This is a genomic window from Bradyrhizobium sp. USDA 4516 (assembly GCF_054055915.1).
In genome coordinates, this window is record NZ_JBSRXT010000001.1 from 989,145 (window position 1) to 1,006,487 (window position 17,343).

Annotated in this window: 17 protein-coding genes, 1 tRNA gene, 1 pseudogene and 1 riboswitch; of the genes and pseudogenes, 12 read left to right on the forward strand and 7 right to left on the reverse strand. The window is 63.1% G+C overall.

Annotated features, from left to right (window positions below):
- Positions 1-131: 131 nt before the first annotated feature.
- Together ACVI1L_RS04650 and ACVI1L_RS04655 are read right to left on the reverse strand one after the other, a co-directional pair.
- Complete coding sequence (locus ACVI1L_RS04650) at positions 132-629, reverse strand: MaoC/PaaZ C-terminal domain-containing protein (protein WP_456782406.1); 498 nt, start codon at positions 627-629, stop codon at positions 132-134.
- 80 nt (positions 630-709) lie between these two features.
- A complete protein-coding gene (locus ACVI1L_RS04655) occupies positions 710-1,897 on the reverse strand; it encodes an ABC transporter substrate-binding protein (protein ID WP_456782407.1) in 1,188 nt (395 codons plus the stop codon).
- Positions 1,898-2,225: 328 nt separating this feature from the next.
- Positions 2,226-2,314, forward strand: a riboswitch (glycine riboswitch).
- 141 nt (positions 2,315-2,455) lie between these two features.
- Between ACVI1L_RS04655 and gcvT the strand changes: the two genes are divergently transcribed.
- The 4 genes from gcvT to ACVI1L_RS04675 all read left to right on the forward strand — a co-directional run bounded on the left by gcvT (position 2,456) and on the right by ACVI1L_RS04675 (position 7,892).
- Positions 2,456-3,601 (forward strand): glycine cleavage system aminomethyltransferase GcvT, encoded by a 1,146-nt coding sequence (gene gcvT, locus ACVI1L_RS04660; protein WP_456782408.1) that lies wholly within the window; start codon positions 2,456-2,458, stop codon positions 3,599-3,601.
- Positions 3,602-3,620: 19 nt separating this feature from the next.
- Entirely contained in the window at positions 3,621-3,986 is a 366-nt protein-coding gene (gene gcvH / locus ACVI1L_RS04665; RefSeq protein ID WP_057018368.1) for a glycine cleavage system protein GcvH, read from the forward strand.
- A 23-nt stretch (positions 3,987-4,009) separates the two neighbouring features.
- Entirely contained in the window at positions 4,010-6,889 is a 2,880-nt protein-coding gene (gene gcvP, locus ACVI1L_RS04670) for an aminomethyl-transferring glycine dehydrogenase (RefSeq protein WP_456782409.1), read from the forward strand.
- Positions 6,890-7,448: 559 nt separating this feature from the next.
- Positions 7,449-7,892 carry a hypothetical protein gene (locus tag ACVI1L_RS04675; RefSeq protein WP_456782410.1) on the forward strand — a complete coding sequence of 148 codons (444 nt, stop codon included), beginning with the start codon at positions 7,449-7,451 and terminating at the stop codon, positions 7,890-7,892.
- 354 nt (positions 7,893-8,246) lie between these two features.
- On the opposite strand, the gene ACVI1L_RS04680 is transcribed toward ACVI1L_RS04675, so the two are convergent.
- Positions 8,247-8,669 carry a hypothetical protein gene (locus ACVI1L_RS04680; RefSeq protein ID WP_456782411.1) on the reverse strand — a complete coding sequence of 141 codons (423 nt, stop codon included), beginning with the start codon at positions 8,667-8,669 and terminating at the stop codon, positions 8,247-8,249.
- A gap of 72 nt (positions 8,670-8,741) precedes the next feature.
- Here ACVI1L_RS04680 and ACVI1L_RS04685 point away from each other — a divergent pair.
- Positions 8,742-9,158: pseudogene (locus ACVI1L_RS04685) on the forward strand (site-specific integrase); the annotation flags it as partial.
- Between the two features lie 132 nt (positions 9,159-9,290).
- On the opposite strand, the gene ACVI1L_RS04690 reads toward ACVI1L_RS04685, so the two are convergent.
- Positions 9,291-9,367: transfer RNA gene (locus ACVI1L_RS04690), tRNA-Pro, on the reverse strand.
- Positions 9,368-9,445: 78 nt separating this feature from the next.
- Here ACVI1L_RS04690 and ACVI1L_RS04695 point away from each other — a divergent pair.
- From ACVI1L_RS04695 to ACVI1L_RS04710, 4 genes are all read left to right on the forward strand, one after another.
- Positions 9,446-10,432 carry an L-threonylcarbamoyladenylate synthase gene (locus tag ACVI1L_RS04695; protein ID WP_456782412.1) on the forward strand — a complete coding sequence of 329 codons (987 nt, stop codon included), beginning with the start codon at positions 9,446-9,448 and terminating at the stop codon, positions 10,430-10,432.
- A gap of 134 nt (positions 10,433-10,566) precedes the next feature.
- Positions 10,567-11,994: an FAD-binding oxidoreductase gene (locus ACVI1L_RS04700; protein WP_456782413.1), complete on the forward strand. Its 1,428-nt coding sequence runs from the start codon at positions 10,567-10,569 to the stop codon at positions 11,992-11,994.
- A 14-nt stretch (positions 11,995-12,008) separates the two neighbouring features.
- On the forward strand, positions 12,009-12,458 hold the full coding sequence (locus ACVI1L_RS04705; RefSeq protein ID WP_035632483.1) for a GNAT family acetyltransferase: 450 nt from the start codon (positions 12,009-12,011) through the stop codon (positions 12,456-12,458).
- Between the two features lie 19 nt (positions 12,459-12,477).
- The gene (locus ACVI1L_RS04710; protein WP_057019145.1) at positions 12,478-13,059 is read left to right on the forward strand and encodes an NUDIX hydrolase; all 582 of its coding nucleotides are present in this window, start codon (positions 12,478-12,480) and stop codon (positions 13,057-13,059) included.
- A gap of 197 nt (positions 13,060-13,256) precedes the next feature.
- Here the strand turns inward: ACVI1L_RS04710 and ACVI1L_RS04715 are convergent, their stop codons facing one another.
- Positions 13,257-13,697, reverse strand: a complete 441-nt coding sequence (locus ACVI1L_RS04715; protein WP_092087297.1) for a hypothetical protein — start codon at positions 13,695-13,697, stop codon at positions 13,257-13,259.
- Positions 13,698-13,969: 272 nt separating this feature from the next.
- Between ACVI1L_RS04715 and ACVI1L_RS04720 the strand changes: the two genes are divergently transcribed.
- Positions 13,970-14,224: a hypothetical protein gene (locus ACVI1L_RS04720; protein WP_225160034.1), complete on the forward strand. Its 255-nt coding sequence runs from the start codon at positions 13,970-13,972 to the stop codon at positions 14,222-14,224.
- Positions 14,225-14,312: 88 nt separating this feature from the next.
- Here the strand turns inward: ACVI1L_RS04720 and ACVI1L_RS04725 are convergent, their stop codons facing one another.
- Entirely contained in the window at positions 14,313-14,786 is a 474-nt protein-coding gene (locus ACVI1L_RS04725) for a hypothetical protein (RefSeq protein WP_456782414.1), read from the reverse strand.
- Between the two features lie 127 nt (positions 14,787-14,913).
- On the opposite strand from ACVI1L_RS04725, the gene ACVI1L_RS04730 reads away from it, so the two are divergent.
- Entirely contained in the window at positions 14,914-15,681 is a 768-nt protein-coding gene (locus ACVI1L_RS04730; protein WP_057019141.1) for an SDR family NAD(P)-dependent oxidoreductase, read from the forward strand.
- A 169-nt stretch (positions 15,682-15,850) separates the two neighbouring features.
- Positions 15,851-16,111: a helix-turn-helix domain-containing protein gene (locus ACVI1L_RS04735; protein ID WP_456782415.1), complete on the forward strand. Its 261-nt coding sequence runs from the start codon at positions 15,851-15,853 to the stop codon at positions 16,109-16,111.
- Positions 16,112-16,224: 113 nt separating this feature from the next.
- Here ACVI1L_RS04735 and ACVI1L_RS04740 read toward each other — a convergent pair whose 3' ends face one another.
- On the reverse strand, positions 16,225-17,220 hold the full coding sequence (locus ACVI1L_RS04740; RefSeq protein WP_456782416.1) for a hypothetical protein: 996 nt from the start codon (positions 17,218-17,220) through the stop codon (positions 16,225-16,227).
- Positions 17,221-17,343 lie beyond the last annotated feature (123 nt).

Genomic DNA, 17,343 nt, shown 5'->3' on the forward strand with positions numbered 1-17,343 from the left:
CAAATGACTGAGGAGGCTCCTCATACGCCTGGCCACAAGGGAGATTGCGACCAGATCAGCTGAGTGACTCCTGCCCATTGGTATCGTCGAGACGAGTCCACTGAGTAGCAGCGCACCACCGATCCGGTCGGTCAGGAAGCGGACGGTGAACGTTTCAACAAGGTCTTGAGTACCATCGAGAACACGAGGGCTTTGTCTTCATCGAACAGCTCACACCTCGGATAGAGTGTTCCCCGATCCGGCCGGCTTTTCGATGGTTCCAGTCTTTCGACAGTCAAGACGCCGCGCAGCCTCTGCCCCGCTCTGACTGGAGCGATCCATCGCAGGTCATCCACACCTGGAGAGCCTAGGCATGACGCTCGATTGAGAATGCGATCGACGTAGAGGCGCATGAACAGTCCAGCGGTATGCCAGCCACTTGTGATGATGCCCTTGTATGGGGAATGCCTGGCCCTTTCCTCATCAGTGTGAAAGGACTGAGGGTCGAATTGACTTGCGAAGTCTGCGATGTCTCTTTCGGACACCGATATCCAACCGAGCTCGATGACCTGCCCGACCCGAAAGCTCTCGTAGGTCAACAATTGGCCAACGGCCTGGTCTTCATCAGAAGATTGGAGATCGACCTGCATTTGCAATCTCGGTTTACGGCTAATGCGATGCTATCTGGCGCTGGGGGCGAGCAAACAGCTCGCCCCTCTTCAGCCCGATCTTACTGTACTGGAGGCAACGGCAGTCCGTTGACGATGGAAGTAGCCATCTGCCGAGGCCAGACAGTGTTCAATGAGCCCTTCTGCCACTGGTCAATTGAAACCGGGCACCTTTCATTTTGCCCGACCGCATCAAACTTGAGGCCCCAGCCATTGGGGTAAGTTCCGAGCGGAATATCCCGCGACATTGCTGCGTGACGAATGCTCTCGGCGGTCATCTCGCCTTGAATCTTTGGAATGACATCGTTCAGTAGCGAGTACGCAGCACAGAAAGACATTGCGTTGAATCCGGATGGCTGCCTTCCGGTCAACCCTTTTAGCCGGCTGACGTACTCAACCTGCAGACGCCGGCCAGTCTCATTCAGCGCGGCTGGCGCAACGAGCGCAGGAGCATTTGCCGACAAGATTCCTTCCGTCATTTCGCCGGCCAGATTTAGAGTGTACAGACCAAATCCTGCGGAGGAGGTCATAATAACGGGCGGACGATAGCCCGCCCTCTTCATCGCATCTAGAATTCCAACAGAGTCTCGAATGAACGAACTCGCAAACAGGACGTCCGGATTTTGTTCCTTGATCCGGCAGACGATATTGTCGAAATCGAGATCGGCCCCATCGTACCTTGCGTCGTACGTGTAGCGCTGTATTGGCTTGATGTTCTTCGCAGTCAGGGCCTTGACGGTCTCGTCGCCACAACTCACGCCATACGCGCTCCCTTCGTTGATTACCATGACCCGAAGGTCGCTCTTCTTTGCCAGGAGCGGAGTGACCTCGTGCAGAACGTAGTCGACAGCAGCTTCCTCGACTGGAGTAGCGTAGGTATTGGTACGAAACGTATATTTCGGCTTGTGGGCGAACAGAGATGCCGCCCACGCGGTTTGGGTCCATAATACCGCCCCGTATTTCTCGCATACTTTCGACACTTCGATGCTGTGGTTCGACCCATAGCAACCGACGATCGCTCGCACTCCCTCTTGAGTAATCATTCTTTCAGCATGCTGGGCAGCTTCTTCGGGTGATGATCCGTCGGCCTTCACCCATTCAAACTTTCGAGACGATACATCACGCGAATTGATGAAATGCATTGCGGCGTCCGCTCCGTCGAACGAGTCTTGGCCCAGTTCGGCGACGCCGCCAGAAAACATGAATATCGCACCGATCTTGGTTGGGGCTGCGCTTTTGTTGACAGGCATTTTGAATGGTCTCTCGCGATTGATAGAGGTTCGGGTCGGGGATGAGTGAGCCTTGAAACACTACAGGATTTGTTGCCGCTCTCGGCTCGATATCGGCTGACGCTTGACGTGAGCGGATCTAACGATGGGGAAACAAGGCTCACATGGAGACAAGCCGCATGATCCTTCAGACGGCCTGCCGAAAGCGGTTTCATGCGAACTTAGCGGCTCGTGCAGCGTGAGCATTCCGGCGAAGAACGTGTCTTCAGCGATCGGTTGAATGGCCAGGTACTTAGTGTGCTTGGATTGACAAGTCCGGCTTGGCTATGTTTCGTGAGCGCTTCAACTGGCAATCACGTCGGGAGAGACCGGCCTTATCGCCGGCGCCGAAGGAGCAACCGCCCCGGAAACTCTCAGGCAAAAGGACCGCGTGACGTCTGACATCTGGAAAGAGACGCTGGGGTTCGCCCCGATGCGTCCGCCGACGGGATAATACTCTCAGGCACAGCGACAGATGGGGCTTTCTGCAGGTTTCTCAAGGGGAAATAGGTCCCCGGCGGGAACCGCGAGGGCCCTGTGATGCTTGCGCGCGAAACCTCCCCGCTGAAACAGACCCCGCTGCACGCGCTGCATCTGGCGCGCGGCGCCAAGATGGTGCCGTTCGCCGGCTATGACATGCCGGTGCAATACGCGGCCGGCGTGCTGAAGGAGCATCTGCACACCCGCAAGGAAGCCGGTCTGTTCGATGTGTCGCACATGGGCCAGCTCGTGCTGAAGGCCAAATCCGGCAAGGTCGCGGATGCCGCGCTCGCGCTGGAAAAACTGGTGCCGCAGGACATCGTCGGTATCGCGCCGGGACGGCAGCGCTACGCGCAATTCACCAACAATGACGGTGGCCTGCTCGACGACCTGATGGTGGCGAATTTCGGCGATCACCTGTTCCTGGTGGTCAACGCCGCTTGCAAGGCCGAGGACGAGGCGCATCTGCGCGCGAATCTCTCCGACGCCTGCGAGATCGTCTCGCTGGCCGACCGCGCGCTGATCGCGCTGCAGGGCCCGAAAGCCGAATCGGTGCTGGCGAAACTTTGTGCAGATGTCGGTTCGATGAAATTCATGGACGCCGGTCCGCGCCGGCTCAGTGACGTCGACTGCTTCGTCTCGCGCTCCGGCTATACCGGCGAGGACGGCTTTGAGATTTCCGTGCCCGCAGACAAGGTGGAAGCCCTGGTCACCGCGCTGCTCGACAATCCCGACGTGTTGCCGATCGGGCTCGGCGCGCGCGACAGCCTGCGGCTCGAAGCCGGGCTGTGCCTCTATGGCCATGACATCGACACCACGACGACACCGGTCGAAGGCGCGCTGGAATGGTCGGTGCAGAAGGTTCGCCGCAGCGGCGGCGCCCGCGCCGGCGGCTTCCCCGGCGCCGACAAAATTCTCGCGCAATTCGCAGATGGCGCTGCGCGCCGACGGGTCGGCCTGAAGCCTGACGGCCGCGCACCGGTGCGCGAAGGCGCCGCGCTGTTCGCCGATGCCGGCTCGACCGAGCAGATCGGCAAGGTGACCTCGGGCGGCTTCGGCCCGAGCCTCAATGCGCCGGTTGCGATGGGCTACCTGCCCACGGCCCTTTCCGCCGTCGGCACCACCGTTTTCGCCGAAGTGCGCGGCCAGCGGCTGCCGCTGAAAGTCGCCGCTACGCCCTTCGTCCCCAATACCTACAAACGCTGAACGCCAAAGGATCGACCCCATGACGACGCTGTACACGTCCGACCACGAATGGCTCCGCATCGAGGGCGACGTCGCCACGATCGGGATCACCGACTATGCGCAGTCGCAGCTCGGCGACGTCGTGTTCGTCGAACTGCCCAAGGTCGGCCGCAGCCTGAAGAAGGCCGAGGCCGCCGCTGTCGTCGAATCCGTCAAGGCCGCCTCCGACGTTTACGCGCCGATCTCCGGCGAGGTGGTCGAGGTCAACGACGCGCTCGCCGCCGAGCCCGCGCTGGTCAATTCCGACGCCGGCGGCAAGGCCTGGTTCTTCAAGCTGAAGATTGCCGACAAGGGCGAGCTCGGCGGCCTGATGGACGAGGCCGCCTACGCCGCGCACACCGCCTAAAGGATCACTCCGAGGATCACGTCATGAACGCGCCCTTCAAGCCGATCAACGAAGCCGCCACCGATTTCGTCCGCCGCCACATCGGACCGTCGCCGCGCGACGTCAACGCGATGCTGGAGACGGTCGGCGCCGCGAGCCTGCAGGCGCTGATGAACGAGACGCTGCCGGCGTCGATCCGGCAGAAGGCGCCGCTCGATCTCGGCCGGGCGCTGAGCGAGACCGAGGCGCTCGCGCATATGAGCGAGCTCGCCGCGCAGAACCAGGTGTTCACCTCGCTGATCGGCCAGGGCTATTCGGGCACCATCCTGCCCGCGGTGATCCAGCGCAACATTCTGGAGAACCCGGCCTGGTACACCGCCTATACGCCGTACCAGCCGGAGATCAGCCAGGGCCGGCTCGAGGCCCTGTTCAATTTCCAGACCATGATCTGCGATCTCACCGGGCTCGACGTCGCCAACGCCTCGCTGCTCGACGAGGCGACCGCCGCGGCGGAAGCGATGGCGCTCGCCGAGCGCCACTCGCAGGTCAAGGCGAAGGTGTTCTTCGTCGACAAGGAGGTGCATCCGCAGACGGTGGCGGTGATGCGCACGCGCGCCGCGCCGCTGGGCTGGGCGCTGGTGGTCGGCGATCCCCTGACCGAGCTCGACAACGCCGATGTGCTCGGCGCGCTGCTGCAATATCCGGGAACGTCGGGCGCGGTACGCGACCTCAAGCCTGCCATCGCGTCGCTGCGCGCCAAGGGCGCGCTTGCGATCGTCGCGGCGGACCTGCTGTCGCTGACGCTGCTCGCCTCGCCCGGCGAGCTCGGCGCCGACATCGCGATCGGTTCGGCGCAGCGGTTCGGCGTGCCGATGGGGTATGGCGGACCGCACGCCGCCTATATGGCGGTGCGCGACACGCTGAAGCGCTCGCTGCCCGGCCGCATCGTCGGCCTCTCGGTGGATTCGCGTGGCCAGCCCGCCTATCGCCTCGCGCTGCAGACCCGCGAGCAGCATATCCGCCGCGAGAAGGCGACCTCGAACATCTGCACCGCGCAGGTGCTGCTCGCCGTGATCGCCTCGATGTATGCGGTCTATCACGGTCCCGAGGGCCTGACCCATATCGCACGCAGCGTGCATCGCCGCGCCACCGTGCTCGCGGCCGGCCTGCGCAAGCTCGGCTTTGCGCCGACCAGCGAAGCGTTCTTCGATACCGTGACCGTCGAGGCAGGTAGCAAGCAGATCGAGCTCGTCACCCGCGCGCAGGCGGAGCGGATCAATCTGCGCATCGGCGCGACCACGCTCGGCATCGCGCTCGACGAGACCTCGACGCCGGAGACGGTCGAGGCGGTGTGGCGCGTGTTCGGCGGCAAGCTCAGCTATGCCGAGATCGAGGCCGGTGCGCACGAGGCGCTGCCGAAGGAGCTGCGGCGCACCAGCGCCTTCCTCAGCCATCCGGTGTTCAATACGCATCGTTCCGAGACCGAGCTGCTGCGCTACATGCGCAAGCTCAGCGATCGTGACCTCGCGCTCGACCGCGCGATGATCCCGCTCGGCTCCTGCACGATGAAGCTCAACGCCACCACCGAAATGATCCCGCTGACCTGGCCGGCGTTCGGCAATCTGCATCCGTTCGCGCCGGCGGATCAGGCCAAGGGCTATCACGCGCTGTTCAAGCGGCTGGAGCAATGGCTGTGCGACGTCACCGGCTATGACGCGGTCTCGCTGCAGCCGAATTCCGGCGCGCAGGGCGAATATGCCGGGCTGCTGGCGATCCGCGGCTATCACCTCGCGCGCGGCGAGCCGCACCGCAAGGTGTGCCTGATCCCCTCCTCCGCGCACGGCACCAATCCGGCCTCGGCTGCGATGGTCGGCATGGAGGTCGTGGTCGTCGCGTGCGATGCGCGCGGCGACGTCGACGTTAATGATCTTCGCGCCAAGGCGGAGAAGCACTCCGCCAACCTTGCCGCGGTCATGATCACCTATCCGTCGACCCACGGCGTGTTCGAGGAGCATATCCGCGAGATCTGCGACATCGTGCATGCCCATGGCGGCCAGGTCTATCTCGACGGCGCCAACATGAACGCGCAGGTCGGACTGTCGCGGCCCGGCGATTACGGCGCCGATGTCAGCCATCTCAATTTGCACAAGACCTTCTGCATTCCGCATGGCGGCGGCGGCCCCGGCATGGGCCCGATCGGCGTGAAGGCGCATCTTGCGCCCTATCTGCCGGGCCATCCCGCAACCGATGGAGCGACGGCGCATGCGATCGGCGCGGTGTCGGCCGCGCCGTTTGGCTCGGCGTCGATCCTGACCATCTCCTACATCTACATCCTGATGATGGGGGGCGAAGGCCTGACGCGGGCGACCGAGATCGCGATCCTCAACGCCAACTACATCGCCGCACGGCTGCAGCCGCACTTCCCGGTGCTGTACCGCAACGAGCGCGGCCGCGTTGCGCATGAGTGCATCGTCGATCCGCGGCCGCTCAAGACGACCAGCGGCGTCACCGTCGACGACATCGCAAAACGCCTGATCGACTACGGCTTCCACGCGCCGACCATGAGCTTCCCGGTGGCGGGCACGCTGATGATCGAACCGACGGAATCGGAATCGAAGTTCGAGATCGACCGGTTCTGCGACGCCATGATCGCGATCCGGGGCGAGATCGCGGAGATCGAGAAGGGCCGCTGGGAGGTCGAGGCCTCCCCGCTGCGCCACGCGCCGCACACCGTGCACGACATCGCCGACGATGCTTGGCATCGGCCTTATACGCGTACCGAGGGCTGCTTCCCAGCGGGCAGCTCACGCGTGGACAAATACTGGAGCCCGGTTGGACGCGTTGACAATGCCTTTGGCGACCGTGTCTTAATCTGCTCGTGCCTACCGGTTGAGGATCTTGTCGAGCAATTGCCCGTGATTTGATTCTGAGCGAAGTGGCCCAGCACTTGCCCCTCCTCTCTCCTTCACTCGCAAATTGCTGTAAATGCGGTGGTTGGTCAATGCGCGGGCGAACAACAACCAATAACCAGGTGTTATGGGCAATATGCTAGGGGAAGTACATTGTTCGTTGACATGGAAAGATGCCTCAGACGCCTGTCCGCATAAGCTGTCGAAAACGTCCATTCACGTCGATGACGTATTCCATGAACGGACAGCGCGTTTCGGTCGGTTATCATACGAACCTCATGACTCAGGCCGGTTGGTGGGCTCCTCATATCATGAGGCATTTGCGACGTAGCCTTTTGGCCCGTACCTCCATGAAATCGGGCTCGAAAGCCGTCTTGTTCTATTCGATGTGACTAAGACCAGAGGAGGCTTCGATGTCGCCACCTGACTAGGGGAGACGAACTTAAAGCTGCGCCTAGAAATTGACTGAACTGCACTTAATCACTGAAACAATCGTCAGCCGTTTAGAGCCGAAAAACCCGTGTGCGCACTGTGCACACGCTGGATTTGCACGCCTTGCACACAGGAGATTGCGATGCCCAAGCCATTTATCAAGAACATTGCGACGATCCATGACGCGTCCGAGGACACTTCTTACCTGAGACTTCGGATCGCCATGGTTCGTGGCCCGCGAAAGATTATTGAGCTTCCAAGGACCGACACTTCGGACTTCAGGGCATTGGAACGACATCTACTCAAGATTGGTGCTGAGCTGCCGACGGGAGAGCAGCGCAGGACGTTCATCATGGATGCCGTTCAGGCTCGTAGTCCGCGTCAGATCCGACGGGTCACTCGGTCAGGCTGGCAGGGCAAAGGCTTCAGAACGTTTGCGACTCAAAAGAAAGTCTTCGGTCACAATTCGGATGCCCTAGAGGCACCGAAGCGGCTTACAGATCCAGTCGAAGCAGGTTCGTCAGGAATTGCCGGTAGCGTTAAACCTCGTTCGCAAGACCATCGATATGAAGACGAGGTTGCCTGATTGGGGCAGCATTGATCAAGATGCCCCCATCAGACTCTCAACTGCGGCAGCAATAGCATTTCCCGACGGTTCGATGACGGCTTCTGGGCTGCGCAGAGAGGGCGCCCGCGGAAGACTCGTAATTGAGAGAATTGCAGGGAAAGATTTTACAACACTTCGATACATAGAAAGGATGAGGAGTCTATGCCGCGTCCAGGTAAAGGAGCCCGGCTCTACAAGCGAAGAGCACGGTACCGCAACGGAAAAGTTGTCGCCCGAGCGGTCTGGATCATCAAGGACGGTGACCGCCATATCGCCACAGGATGCCTTGCGGGCACGTCTGGAACAAAGCCACCTCAGGAAGCAGAGCAAGCGCTAGCGAACTATATTGCGAAGAAGTATCAGCCCGAGCGCACGCGACGGGATATCGACGATATCGATTGTGCGGACGTGCTGTCGATTTATTTGACGGACATTGGCGAGCCAGGCGACCAGTTTGAAATTGAAGCGAGGATCGACCGGCTCAACGATTTTTGGGGCGGCAAGAAGCTGTCGGCGGTCAACGCGCAAACCTGCGCGGCTTACGTCAAACATCGCGGCAGCAAGGGCGGCGCGCGGCGTGACCTCGAGACCTTTCGTGCTGCGATCAACCATCATGCAAAAGAGGGCTTTCACCGGGGTACGGTTCGCGTATCCCTCCCGCCGAAAGGCGAGGCGCGCGACCGGTGGCTGACGCGCACGGAGGCGGCAGCCCTGATTTGGCAATGTTGGCGCTACCGCGAAAAGCAGACGGTCCACGCCGGCAGCTCAAAGGGCGATCCGGTATGGACGGACCGCCGGCCACTGCGACACGTTGCCAGATTTATCCTGATCGGCCTCTACACTGGCACCAGGGCCGGCGCGATCGCAGCGGCATCGCCATACCCCGAGCTTGGGCACTCGTACGTTGATCTGGAGCGTGGTATCTTCTATCGCAGGCCGATCGGGAAGCGAGCCACCAAGAAGCGTCAGACGCCAGCTCCCCTTCCACCCCGGCTGCTTGCTCATATGCGTCGTTGGAAAGACCGGAAGCTGATCAGCACCTGCTTCGTCGAGTTCAACGGCAAGCCGGTCGCTTCCGTCAAGAAAGGCTTCAAATCTGCCGTGGATCTGGCCAAGCTGCCCGGGAAAGTCACTCCGCACACGTTGCGCCACACGGCGGCGACCTGGCTGATGCAGCGCGGCGTGCCGATCTGGGAGGCAGCCGGGTTCCTCGGCATGTCGTCGGAGGTCTTGCAGGATACCTATGGCCATCACCATCCCGATCATTTGCACGGGGCGGCAGCAGCCATTGGCCAAAAAGCGCGGTATGTTTCGGTGGTCAAATCGGTGGTTGACTCGGGAACGGTCACCGATGAGAACAAAAAACCTAAGGAAATCTGGTCGGAGTGGCAGGATTCGAACCTGCGACCCCTGCGTCCCGAACGCAGTGCTCTACCGGGCTGAGCCACACTCCGACTGAGGGCCGGCTTATAGCGTCGGGTTTCGGGGACCGCAAGGGACCACAAGGCACCCAATTGAGGAATCTAGTCACAGTGGATACAGGTCTGAAAACGCACGTTTTGTCCGCCGGCGCCGCCGCCACGGCGACCGCCGCCGGGGTCCTGGCCGAGGGCGGCCTGGTGGCGTTTCCGACCGAGACGGTTTATGGCCTCGGCGCAGATGCTGGCAACGCCTCAGCGATCGCCCGGCTTTACGAGGCCAAGGGCCGGCCGGCCTTCAATCCCCTGATTGCCCATGTCGCCGATCTGGGCGCCGCCCGCCGGATTGCCCTGTTCAATGGGCAGGCCCTGCGATTGGCGGACGCGTTCTGGCCGGGTCCCCTGACCCTGGTGCTGCCGAAGGCGCTGTCCTGCCCAGTTGCGGAACTCGCGACCGCCGGGCTCGACACGGTCGCCATACGCATCCCGGCCCACAAGGTGGCGCGCGACATCATCAAGGCTTTCGGCGGTGCCGTGGTAGCGCCGTCGGCCAATCTCTCCGGCCATGTCTCGCCGACCACCGCCGAGCATGTGAACGGCGATCTGGCGGGCCGCATCGACCTGATCGTCGACGGCGGGCCGGTCGAGGTCGGCGTCGAATCCACCATCGTCGGCTGCTTCTCCGATCCGGTGCTGCTGCGACCGGGCGGGCTGACGCGCGCAGAGATCGAGCGCGTGCTCGGCCAGCCCTTGCAGTCGCCGCTGCAAGACGCGGAAAGCGACGCCCAGCCGGTTGCCCCCGGCATGCTCGCCTCGCACTACGCGCCGCGGACACCGGTCCGGCTCAATGCCAGCGACGTCCATGTCGGCGAAGCCTTGCTGTCGTTCGGGCCGGCGAAGGTCGCGCGGCGCGAATGCGCCTCGGTGGAGATGAACCTGTCCGAGCGCGGCGATCTTGCCGAGGCCGCCGCCAATCTGTTCGGCTACCTTCGCACTCTCGACAAGAGAAACGCGGATGCGATCGCGGTGACGCCGATTCCCGAGGAGGGATTGGGCGAAGCCATCAATGACCGGCTGCGCCGCGCAGCCGTTGGGCGGTAACAAGCATGACCCGGACCGGAACGGCCGCGTTGTCGCCAAGCGGGAACCGGTTTTCCCTCGCGACAAACGCGAAGCGTTTGCGCGAAGGGCATGCTTAGGCAAAGATCCCCGACTGAGTGAAAGACCAAGAAAAAATGAACATCGTCCAATCAGCGGTGCCGCCGCTTCCGCCCGAATTGCTTGAAAAATTCCGCGCCATCGTCGGCGCGAAATATGCGGTGACCGATGCTGCCGACATCAAGCCTTACGTCACCGAGGAACGCGACCTGTTCCACGGCCGCTCGCCGCTGGTGCTGCGCCCGGGTTCGACCGCCGAGGTCGCTGCGATCTGCAAGCTTGCGACCGAGCAGAGGATCGCGCTGGTGCCGCAGGGCGGCAATACCGGCCTGGTCGGCGGCCAGACGCCGCACAATGGCGAGGTCGTGGTCTCGCTGCGGCGTCTCGACAAGATCCGCGATATCGATGTCGAATCCAACACCATGACCTGCGAGGCCGGCGTGGTGCTGCAGATCGCGCAGCAAAAGGCAGCCGAGGTCGACCGGCTGTTTCCGCTGTCGCTCGGCGCAGAAGGCAGCTGCACGATCGGCGGCAACCTCTCGACCAATGCCGGCGGCACCGGAGCCCTTGCCTATGGCGTGGCGCGCGAAATGGCGCTCGGGGTCGAAGTCGTGCTGGCTGACGGCCGTGTGCTGAACGCGCTGTCGAAGCTGAAAAAGGACAACACCGGCTACGATTTGCGCAACCTCTTCATCGGCGCCGAAGGCACGCTCGGCATCATTACCGCGGCCACGCTCAAGCTGTTTCCGCGGCCGCGTGCGGTCGAGACCGCCTATGTCGGCTTGGCTTCACCGGCGGCCGCACTCAAGCTGCTGTCGATCTCGCGCGATCAAGCGGCCGGTGCGTTGACGAGCTTCGAGCTGCTCGCCGACGTCGCGGTCGACTTCTCGATCCGCCACGGCATCGATATCCGCGATCCGCTTGAGAGCAAGCACCCTTGGTACGTGCTGATGGAATTGTCGTCGTCGCGCGACGATGCACGCGACACGCTGGAGGCGATCCTGGCCCAGGGCATGGAGGACGGCATCGTCGATGACGCTGTCATCGCCGCCAATCTGAGCCAGCGCCAGGCGTTCTGGAAACTGCGCGACGAGATGTCGGCGGCGCAGAAGCCGGAAGGCGGCTCGATCAAGCACGACATCTCGGTGCCGGTCGCCGCCGTGCCCGCCTTCATCGAAGAGGCCAATGCGGCGGTGGTGAAGCTGATCCCCGGTTCGCGGCCGGTGCCGTTCGGCCATCTCGGCGACGGCAACATCCACTACAATGTCAGCCAACCGGTCGGCGCCAATGCGGCCGACTTCCTCGCGCGCTGGCACGACGTGAATGCCGTCGTGTTCGAGATCGTGCTGCGGATGGGCGGCTCGATCTCGGCCGAGCACGGCATCGGCGTGCTCAAGCGCGACGAATTGCCTGACGTCAAGGACAAGGTCGCGATCGAGCTGATGCGGCAGGTCAAGGCGATGCTCGATCCGCTCGGCATCATGAACCCGGGCAAGGTGCTGTGACCGCGCAGGCGACGATGCCCTCCTCCTCTGCCTCCCTCGCCATTGCAGAGATCACCGATAACGACATCGCCGATGTCGTCGCGCTGTGGCAGGCCTGCGGCCTGACGCGGCCATGGAACGATCCTGCTGCCGACATCGCGCTGGCGCGGCGCGGACCGAATTCAGCCGTGCTGGTAGGCCGCGACGCCAATGCGATCGTGGCGACCGCGATGGTCGGCCACGACGGTCATCGCGGCTGGGTCTATTACGTCGCGGTCGATCCCAACCGCCAGGGCAAGGGGCTTGGCCGCACCATCATGGCGGCGGCCGAGGACTGGCTGCGCGCCGCCGGCGTGCCGAAGCTGCAACTGCTGGTGCGGCGGGAGAACGCCAAGGCCGGCGCGTTCTACCAATCGCTCGGCTATGACGAGTCGACCTCGGTGATGCTGGCCAAATGGCTCGACGGGCGCGAAGCGACGCCGTGAGAGGGCTGAGGACCGACGCATGAGCATCGCCGACCGCGTTCGCGTCAAGCACGTCGAGCTGCTTTCGAAGCGCCGCTACGAGCTGAAGAGCGCGACGTTCGACTACCGGCGCGCCAACGGCGAATGGCAGACCCAGGTGCGCGAGGTCTACGATCGCGGCAACGGCGCGGCGCTGTTGCCCTACAATCTGACGACCCGCTGCGTCGTGCTGGTGCGCCAGTTCCGCTTCCCCGCTTTCGCCAACGGTTATGACGATCTGCTGATCGAGGTTGCCGCCGGCATGCTCGACGATGCCGAGCCGGAAGCACGCATCCGCGCCGAAGCGGAGGAAGAGATCGGCTACCGGCTCGCGCATGTGCGCAAGGTGTTCGAGGCTTTCACGTCTCCGGGCGCCGTGACCGAGAAGCTGCATTGCTTCGTCGCCGAATACGACGCCGCGATGCGCATCGGTGACGGCGGCGGGCTCGCCGACGAGGGCGAGGACATCGAGGTGCTCGAGCTTGCGATCGACGACGCGCTCGCCATGATCAGCGACGGCCGCATCGTCGACGCCAAGACCATCATGCTGCTGCAATACGCCGCGCTGCATCTGTTCAGGTGAACGCGGCTTCGCGCACTCAACGCTTTAGACTAGCTGTCCCCGTCATCCCCGCGCAATGGCTATGCCATTGTCGCTGGAGGTGCGAGCCACTTCGGCGAGCCTCGAAGGATGAATCGGCCACCAGCCGGGCCGTGCATCCTTCGAGACGCGCGAAGACGCGCTCCTCAGGATGACGGGGATAAACCGAACGAAATGCTCTACCGCATTGTGATCGCAAGCCCGCTCAGATCGGCGTTGGCCATCAGGCCGACCTGGTGGCCGGTCAACTCCAACACCGCGCCCTTCTGATTGGTCAGCACGATCGCACGCGCGCCGCGTCCGACGGCAAGCCCCGCGCCGGCCGCACCGTAGACGCCGGCAACGTCGGACGGACGGTTGATGTTGCTGACCCGGCCGCGTAGCACGGTCTTGGAGCCGCCGAACACCAGCCCGTAGTCGAGGCCGCCGGTGGAGAGCCGGTAGGAGCGGCCGCGGAAGGTCAACACGCCGCTGCCGCCGGAGCCACCGATGATCCATCCGGCCTTGTAGATCGTGAGCGTCACGAAGCCGCTGTCGGCGCGGGCCGCGGAAGAGAACGCAAGGCCGGTGAACGCCAGCAGCGCGACAAGCGCGGCACGCAGGGTGGATGAAGGTTTCATGTGTGGTCTCCCCAGGATTTACTCACGTCGATTTGCTCTCGTCGATTTGCTCGCGTCGTGACACGGCTGCGAATCGCGATGCTCCGACTGTAGCAAGCGCGTAAACAGGCGCAATTTGGCACAGCGATGGCCGATTTGTTGACGGGTGCTTTCGCACGACCGGTGTTGAACCTGTTCCCGGGGTTGCAATACTCACTGCATGTCCGGGGCGATCGGCCCCTGAGCTCCAGGATTGCCCCGCGGAGCATTCATTTTCAAACCGGAGATTTCCCATGCGTCGTCTTGCGATTGCCTGTGCCGCCATTGCCGCCACCGTGTCCGTGCTTGCTGCGGCAAGCCCGGCAAGCGCCACGCCCTATCATCTGATCCGCTGGCAGGACACCGGCTTCTGCCAGATCTGGGACCAGAGCATCCCGACCACGCCGTGGCCGGCGAACTTCTCCATCGTCAGCGAGGAGCTGCCGACCTTCGACGCTGCGTTCAGCTACAAGACCGGCCTCCTGAACAACGGCACCTGCGCGTTCTGAGCGAACGCCATTCGATCACGCACAGGGCGGACACGCGGCAACAGCGCGGCGTCCGTCCTTGTGCTGTCAGATATGACGCGATCCAGCGTCAGTGATGCTTGATCAGGGCGTCGCGCGCGGCGGCGAGTTCGAGGAATGCCGCGCCGTTGCCGCCGCCGTCGGGATGCACCGTCTTGGCCGCGCGTTTGAAAGCCTGCTGGACTTCGGTCGCAGCGAGGCGGCGGCCCAACGGCAGGCCGAGCAATTGCCGGTACTGCTCCTCCTGCGTCAGCGCCTTCGGCGCCAGGCCGCGCTGGCCAAACCGCGGTGCCGACAGCATGTGCAGTGCGTCGTTGACGATGCCGAGACGGCGCAGCGCCATCGCTTTGGTGCGGCGGTCGGCCGATTTCATCGCCGCCTGGCGCAGGCTCGGCAGCACCTGTGCGGCCGCATGCCGCAGCGTCTCGTCGATGTCGGTCGCGGCGATCTCCGCGACCATTTTGGCCATCTCGCGGTAGTCGGGATCCGGCGCCGCGCAAAAGCGCTCGATCGCAACTTTCCAGTGTCTGATATGCGGGTCCATGTCCGCGGTCCGTAACTGTCATCCGAATCCGGATAACAGCAACGCGCAAACGCGGCTTGGCGTTTCGGTTGGCGCAGTTTTGAATAGTGTTGTCGACAACGCTCACAAATCAGAACGAGGAAACGCCATGGCCCTTCTCGACAATCACATCGCCGTCATCACCGGTGCGGGCTCGGGCATCGGGCGCGCCATCGCACTGGGCTACGGCCGCGAGGGCGCGCGCGTGGTGCTGCTCGACATGAACGGCGATGCGGCGGCGGAAGCGGCCAGGGAGATCCGCAATGCCGGCGGCAAGGCGGAGAGCTTTGCGCTCGACGTGACCAATCGCGACGCCTGCGTCGCGATGGCAAAGCAAGTGGCCGACAAGGCCGGGCCGGTCTCGATCCTGGTCAACAATGCCGGCATCGCGCGCCGCAACGGCATGCTCGGCACCGACGAGGCCGTGATCAAGGATTGGGAAGACATCATCTCGATCAATCTCACCGGCGTGTTCAACGTGACGCATTCGTTCCTCGCGCCACTGCGCAAGAACAAGGGACGCATCGTCAACATCGGCTCGATCCAGTCCTTCGTGCATCTGCGCACGCCGAGTTCGCCGGCCTATACCGCCTCCAAGCACGGCGTGCTCGGCTTCACCAAGGCGCTGGCCGCCGAACTCGGCAAGGATGGTGTGCGCGTCAATGCAATCGGGCCGGGCTTCATCGAGACGCCGTTGAACGAGAAGGTGCGCGCCACCAATCCCGACCTCGTCAAGGTCTTCATGGACCACACCCCGCTCGGCCGCGCCGGCAAGCCGGAGGACATCGTCGGCCCCGCCATCTTCCTCGCCTCGGACCTGTCGGCCTATGTCTCGGGATCGATCGTGATGGTCGATGGCGGCTACCGCACATTGTGACGGATGGAACCGCAATCGTGGCGATTTCTGGGTATTTTGCTTACAGAGCAGGGAGTTAGGGGCGCGTTAAGGGCTTGTTAACCAAACCGGCACACCGTTGATCTACGGGGTAGTTGGTTCTCGATGTCTTCGCTTCACCGACGAAGCGGGCGTTGATCGGGAGGAGTTCATGTCTTACGCGTCCACCGTACCGTCGCCGGAAGCTCTGCTGCCGTCGCTGGCTCCAAATGAAATCGTCCCACTGCTGATCGGCGCGACCGTCGATGAAGTCGAGCGCGAGCTCGTGCTGCAAACGCTTGCGCGCTGCGACGGCAACCGCACCCGCGCCGCGCGCGTGCTCGGGCTGTCGGTTCGGACATTGCGGAACAAGATCCGCGAATATTCGGCCGACGGCATCGACGTGCCGCTGAGCGAGCACGCCACAGCCTAGAGCAAGATCCGGAAACGCGCGAAGCGGCTTTCCGGGAAGATCGTGCTTGGACAACGAGCTAAGCGTGATGACGATTCAACCGGATCGCATCACGCATGAGCGGCACGTCGACGCTAGATCGGCAGGTCGATCGAAAGCCGCCGCCAGCGCGACAACAGCTCGCTGCCGCCGGCATCAAGGCAGCGAGCGAGACGCACCTCGGTCGTCGCGGCCTGTTGCAGCGTCTGCGCGACCAGCGCCGTCGCATAGTCCCAATAGTCGCGCCGCCCCTTCGGATCGTCGTCGACCAGCGATTTTGCGAGGATCTCGACATAGATCGCAGCGACGGCTCTTTGCCAGAGCTCACCCGCGCGCTCGCCCTCCGCCGAGGACGCGCCGGTCCGCGACTGCCAGGCCAACCAATAATTTTCCTCCGCGCCGCCCCAAGCGGATGGCAATAGCGATGGATCGAGGCATGGCGAGCGACACTCAAGCGGCTGCATGCCGCGCGCGTCGCAGAAGAAGCAATAGCCAAGCTTGTCGTACCAGTTGACGCGCAGCAATCTGCGAATCTCGGTCTGTTGATCCGCTGCGAGCCGCCTCATGCCCGTCAGTTCGAGATCGCCGATGATCGCCGCCAGGCGATCGCGATCATACGGCTCGACCTCGAGCACCACGCCGATATTGCGCGGAAACAAGGCGTCGAGCATCTCGATCATCTCGCGATAGAACCGGCCCGCCAGGCCGCCGCCGCGCCACGCCTTCGCGACGCCGACATAGTTGCAGTAGATCAGCTCGCTTGCGTGATCGTAGGTGAAGAAGCCGAGGCCGATCGCGCGCCCTTCCGCGCGCAGGATGAAGCAGCGCGAGTCGAGGCAATATGACAGCTGCTGATCACCGACGCTGAACTCTCGTCGCTCGCCGACATCATCTGACAACACCCAACGCACAATGTCGTCGGGGGCGTCGCGCTCGTTCGGAGGAAACAGCTCGGCATACAGATCGAGGACGCCAGTGTTGCGAAACGCCGCTTCGTCGCGCAGATCGTGCCGCGTCACCACGATGTCGAACGTCAGCGTCCCTGTTGCGTCGCCTGCAACTGCCCCGCGCCTGTCGTTCAGAATCCGCAACGCGTCCTCCCGTCACGATCTTCGCATCGAATTATGATTGTTGATCGCTTGCATCAGCCGCGCCCGGCAGAATTGAAGCCGTCATCCAACCTCTGTTACAAGCGGCTTGAAATCGCGACGGAG

What these genes read in the sequence shown, in the direction of transcription:
- ACVI1L_RS04650 (WP_456782406.1), bottom strand. Translation starts at nt 629, where the DNA reads ATGCAGGTCGATCTCCAATCTTCTGATGAAGACCAGGCCGTTGGCCAA.
- ACVI1L_RS04655 (WP_456782407.1), bottom strand. Translation starts at nt 1,897, where the DNA reads ATGCCTGTCAACAAAAGCGCAGCCCCAACCAAGATCGGTGCGATATTC.
- gcvT (WP_456782408.1), top strand. Translation starts at nt 2,456, where the DNA reads ATGCTTGCGCGCGAAACCTCCCCGCTGAAACAGACCCCGCTGCACGCG.
- gcvH (WP_057018368.1), top strand. Translation starts at nt 3,621, where the DNA reads ATGACGACGCTGTACACGTCCGACCACGAATGGCTCCGCATCGAGGGC.
- gcvP (WP_456782409.1), top strand. Translation starts at nt 4,010, where the DNA reads ATGAACGCGCCCTTCAAGCCGATCAACGAAGCCGCCACCGATTTCGTC.
- ACVI1L_RS04675 (WP_456782410.1), top strand. Translation starts at nt 7,449, where the DNA reads ATGCCCAAGCCATTTATCAAGAACATTGCGACGATCCATGACGCGTCC.
- ACVI1L_RS04700 (WP_456782413.1), top strand. Translation starts at nt 10,567, where the DNA reads ATGAACATCGTCCAATCAGCGGTGCCGCCGCTTCCGCCCGAATTGCTT.
- ACVI1L_RS04705 (WP_035632483.1), top strand. Translation starts at nt 12,009, where the DNA reads ATGCCCTCCTCCTCTGCCTCCCTCGCCATTGCAGAGATCACCGATAAC.
- ACVI1L_RS04710 (WP_057019145.1), top strand. Translation starts at nt 12,478, where the DNA reads ATGAGCATCGCCGACCGCGTTCGCGTCAAGCACGTCGAGCTGCTTTCG.
- ACVI1L_RS04715 (WP_092087297.1), bottom strand. Translation starts at nt 13,697, where the DNA reads ATGAAACCTTCATCCACCCTGCGTGCCGCGCTTGTCGCGCTGCTGGCG.
- ACVI1L_RS04720 (WP_225160034.1), top strand. Translation starts at nt 13,970, where the DNA reads ATGCGTCGTCTTGCGATTGCCTGTGCCGCCATTGCCGCCACCGTGTCC.
- ACVI1L_RS04725 (WP_456782414.1), bottom strand. Translation starts at nt 14,786, where the DNA reads ATGGACCCGCATATCAGACACTGGAAAGTTGCGATCGAGCGCTTTTGC.
- ACVI1L_RS04730 (WP_057019141.1), top strand. Translation starts at nt 14,914, where the DNA reads ATGGCCCTTCTCGACAATCACATCGCCGTCATCACCGGTGCGGGCTCG.
- ACVI1L_RS04735 (WP_456782415.1), top strand. Translation starts at nt 15,851, where the DNA reads ATGTCTTACGCGTCCACCGTACCGTCGCCGGAAGCTCTGCTGCCGTCG.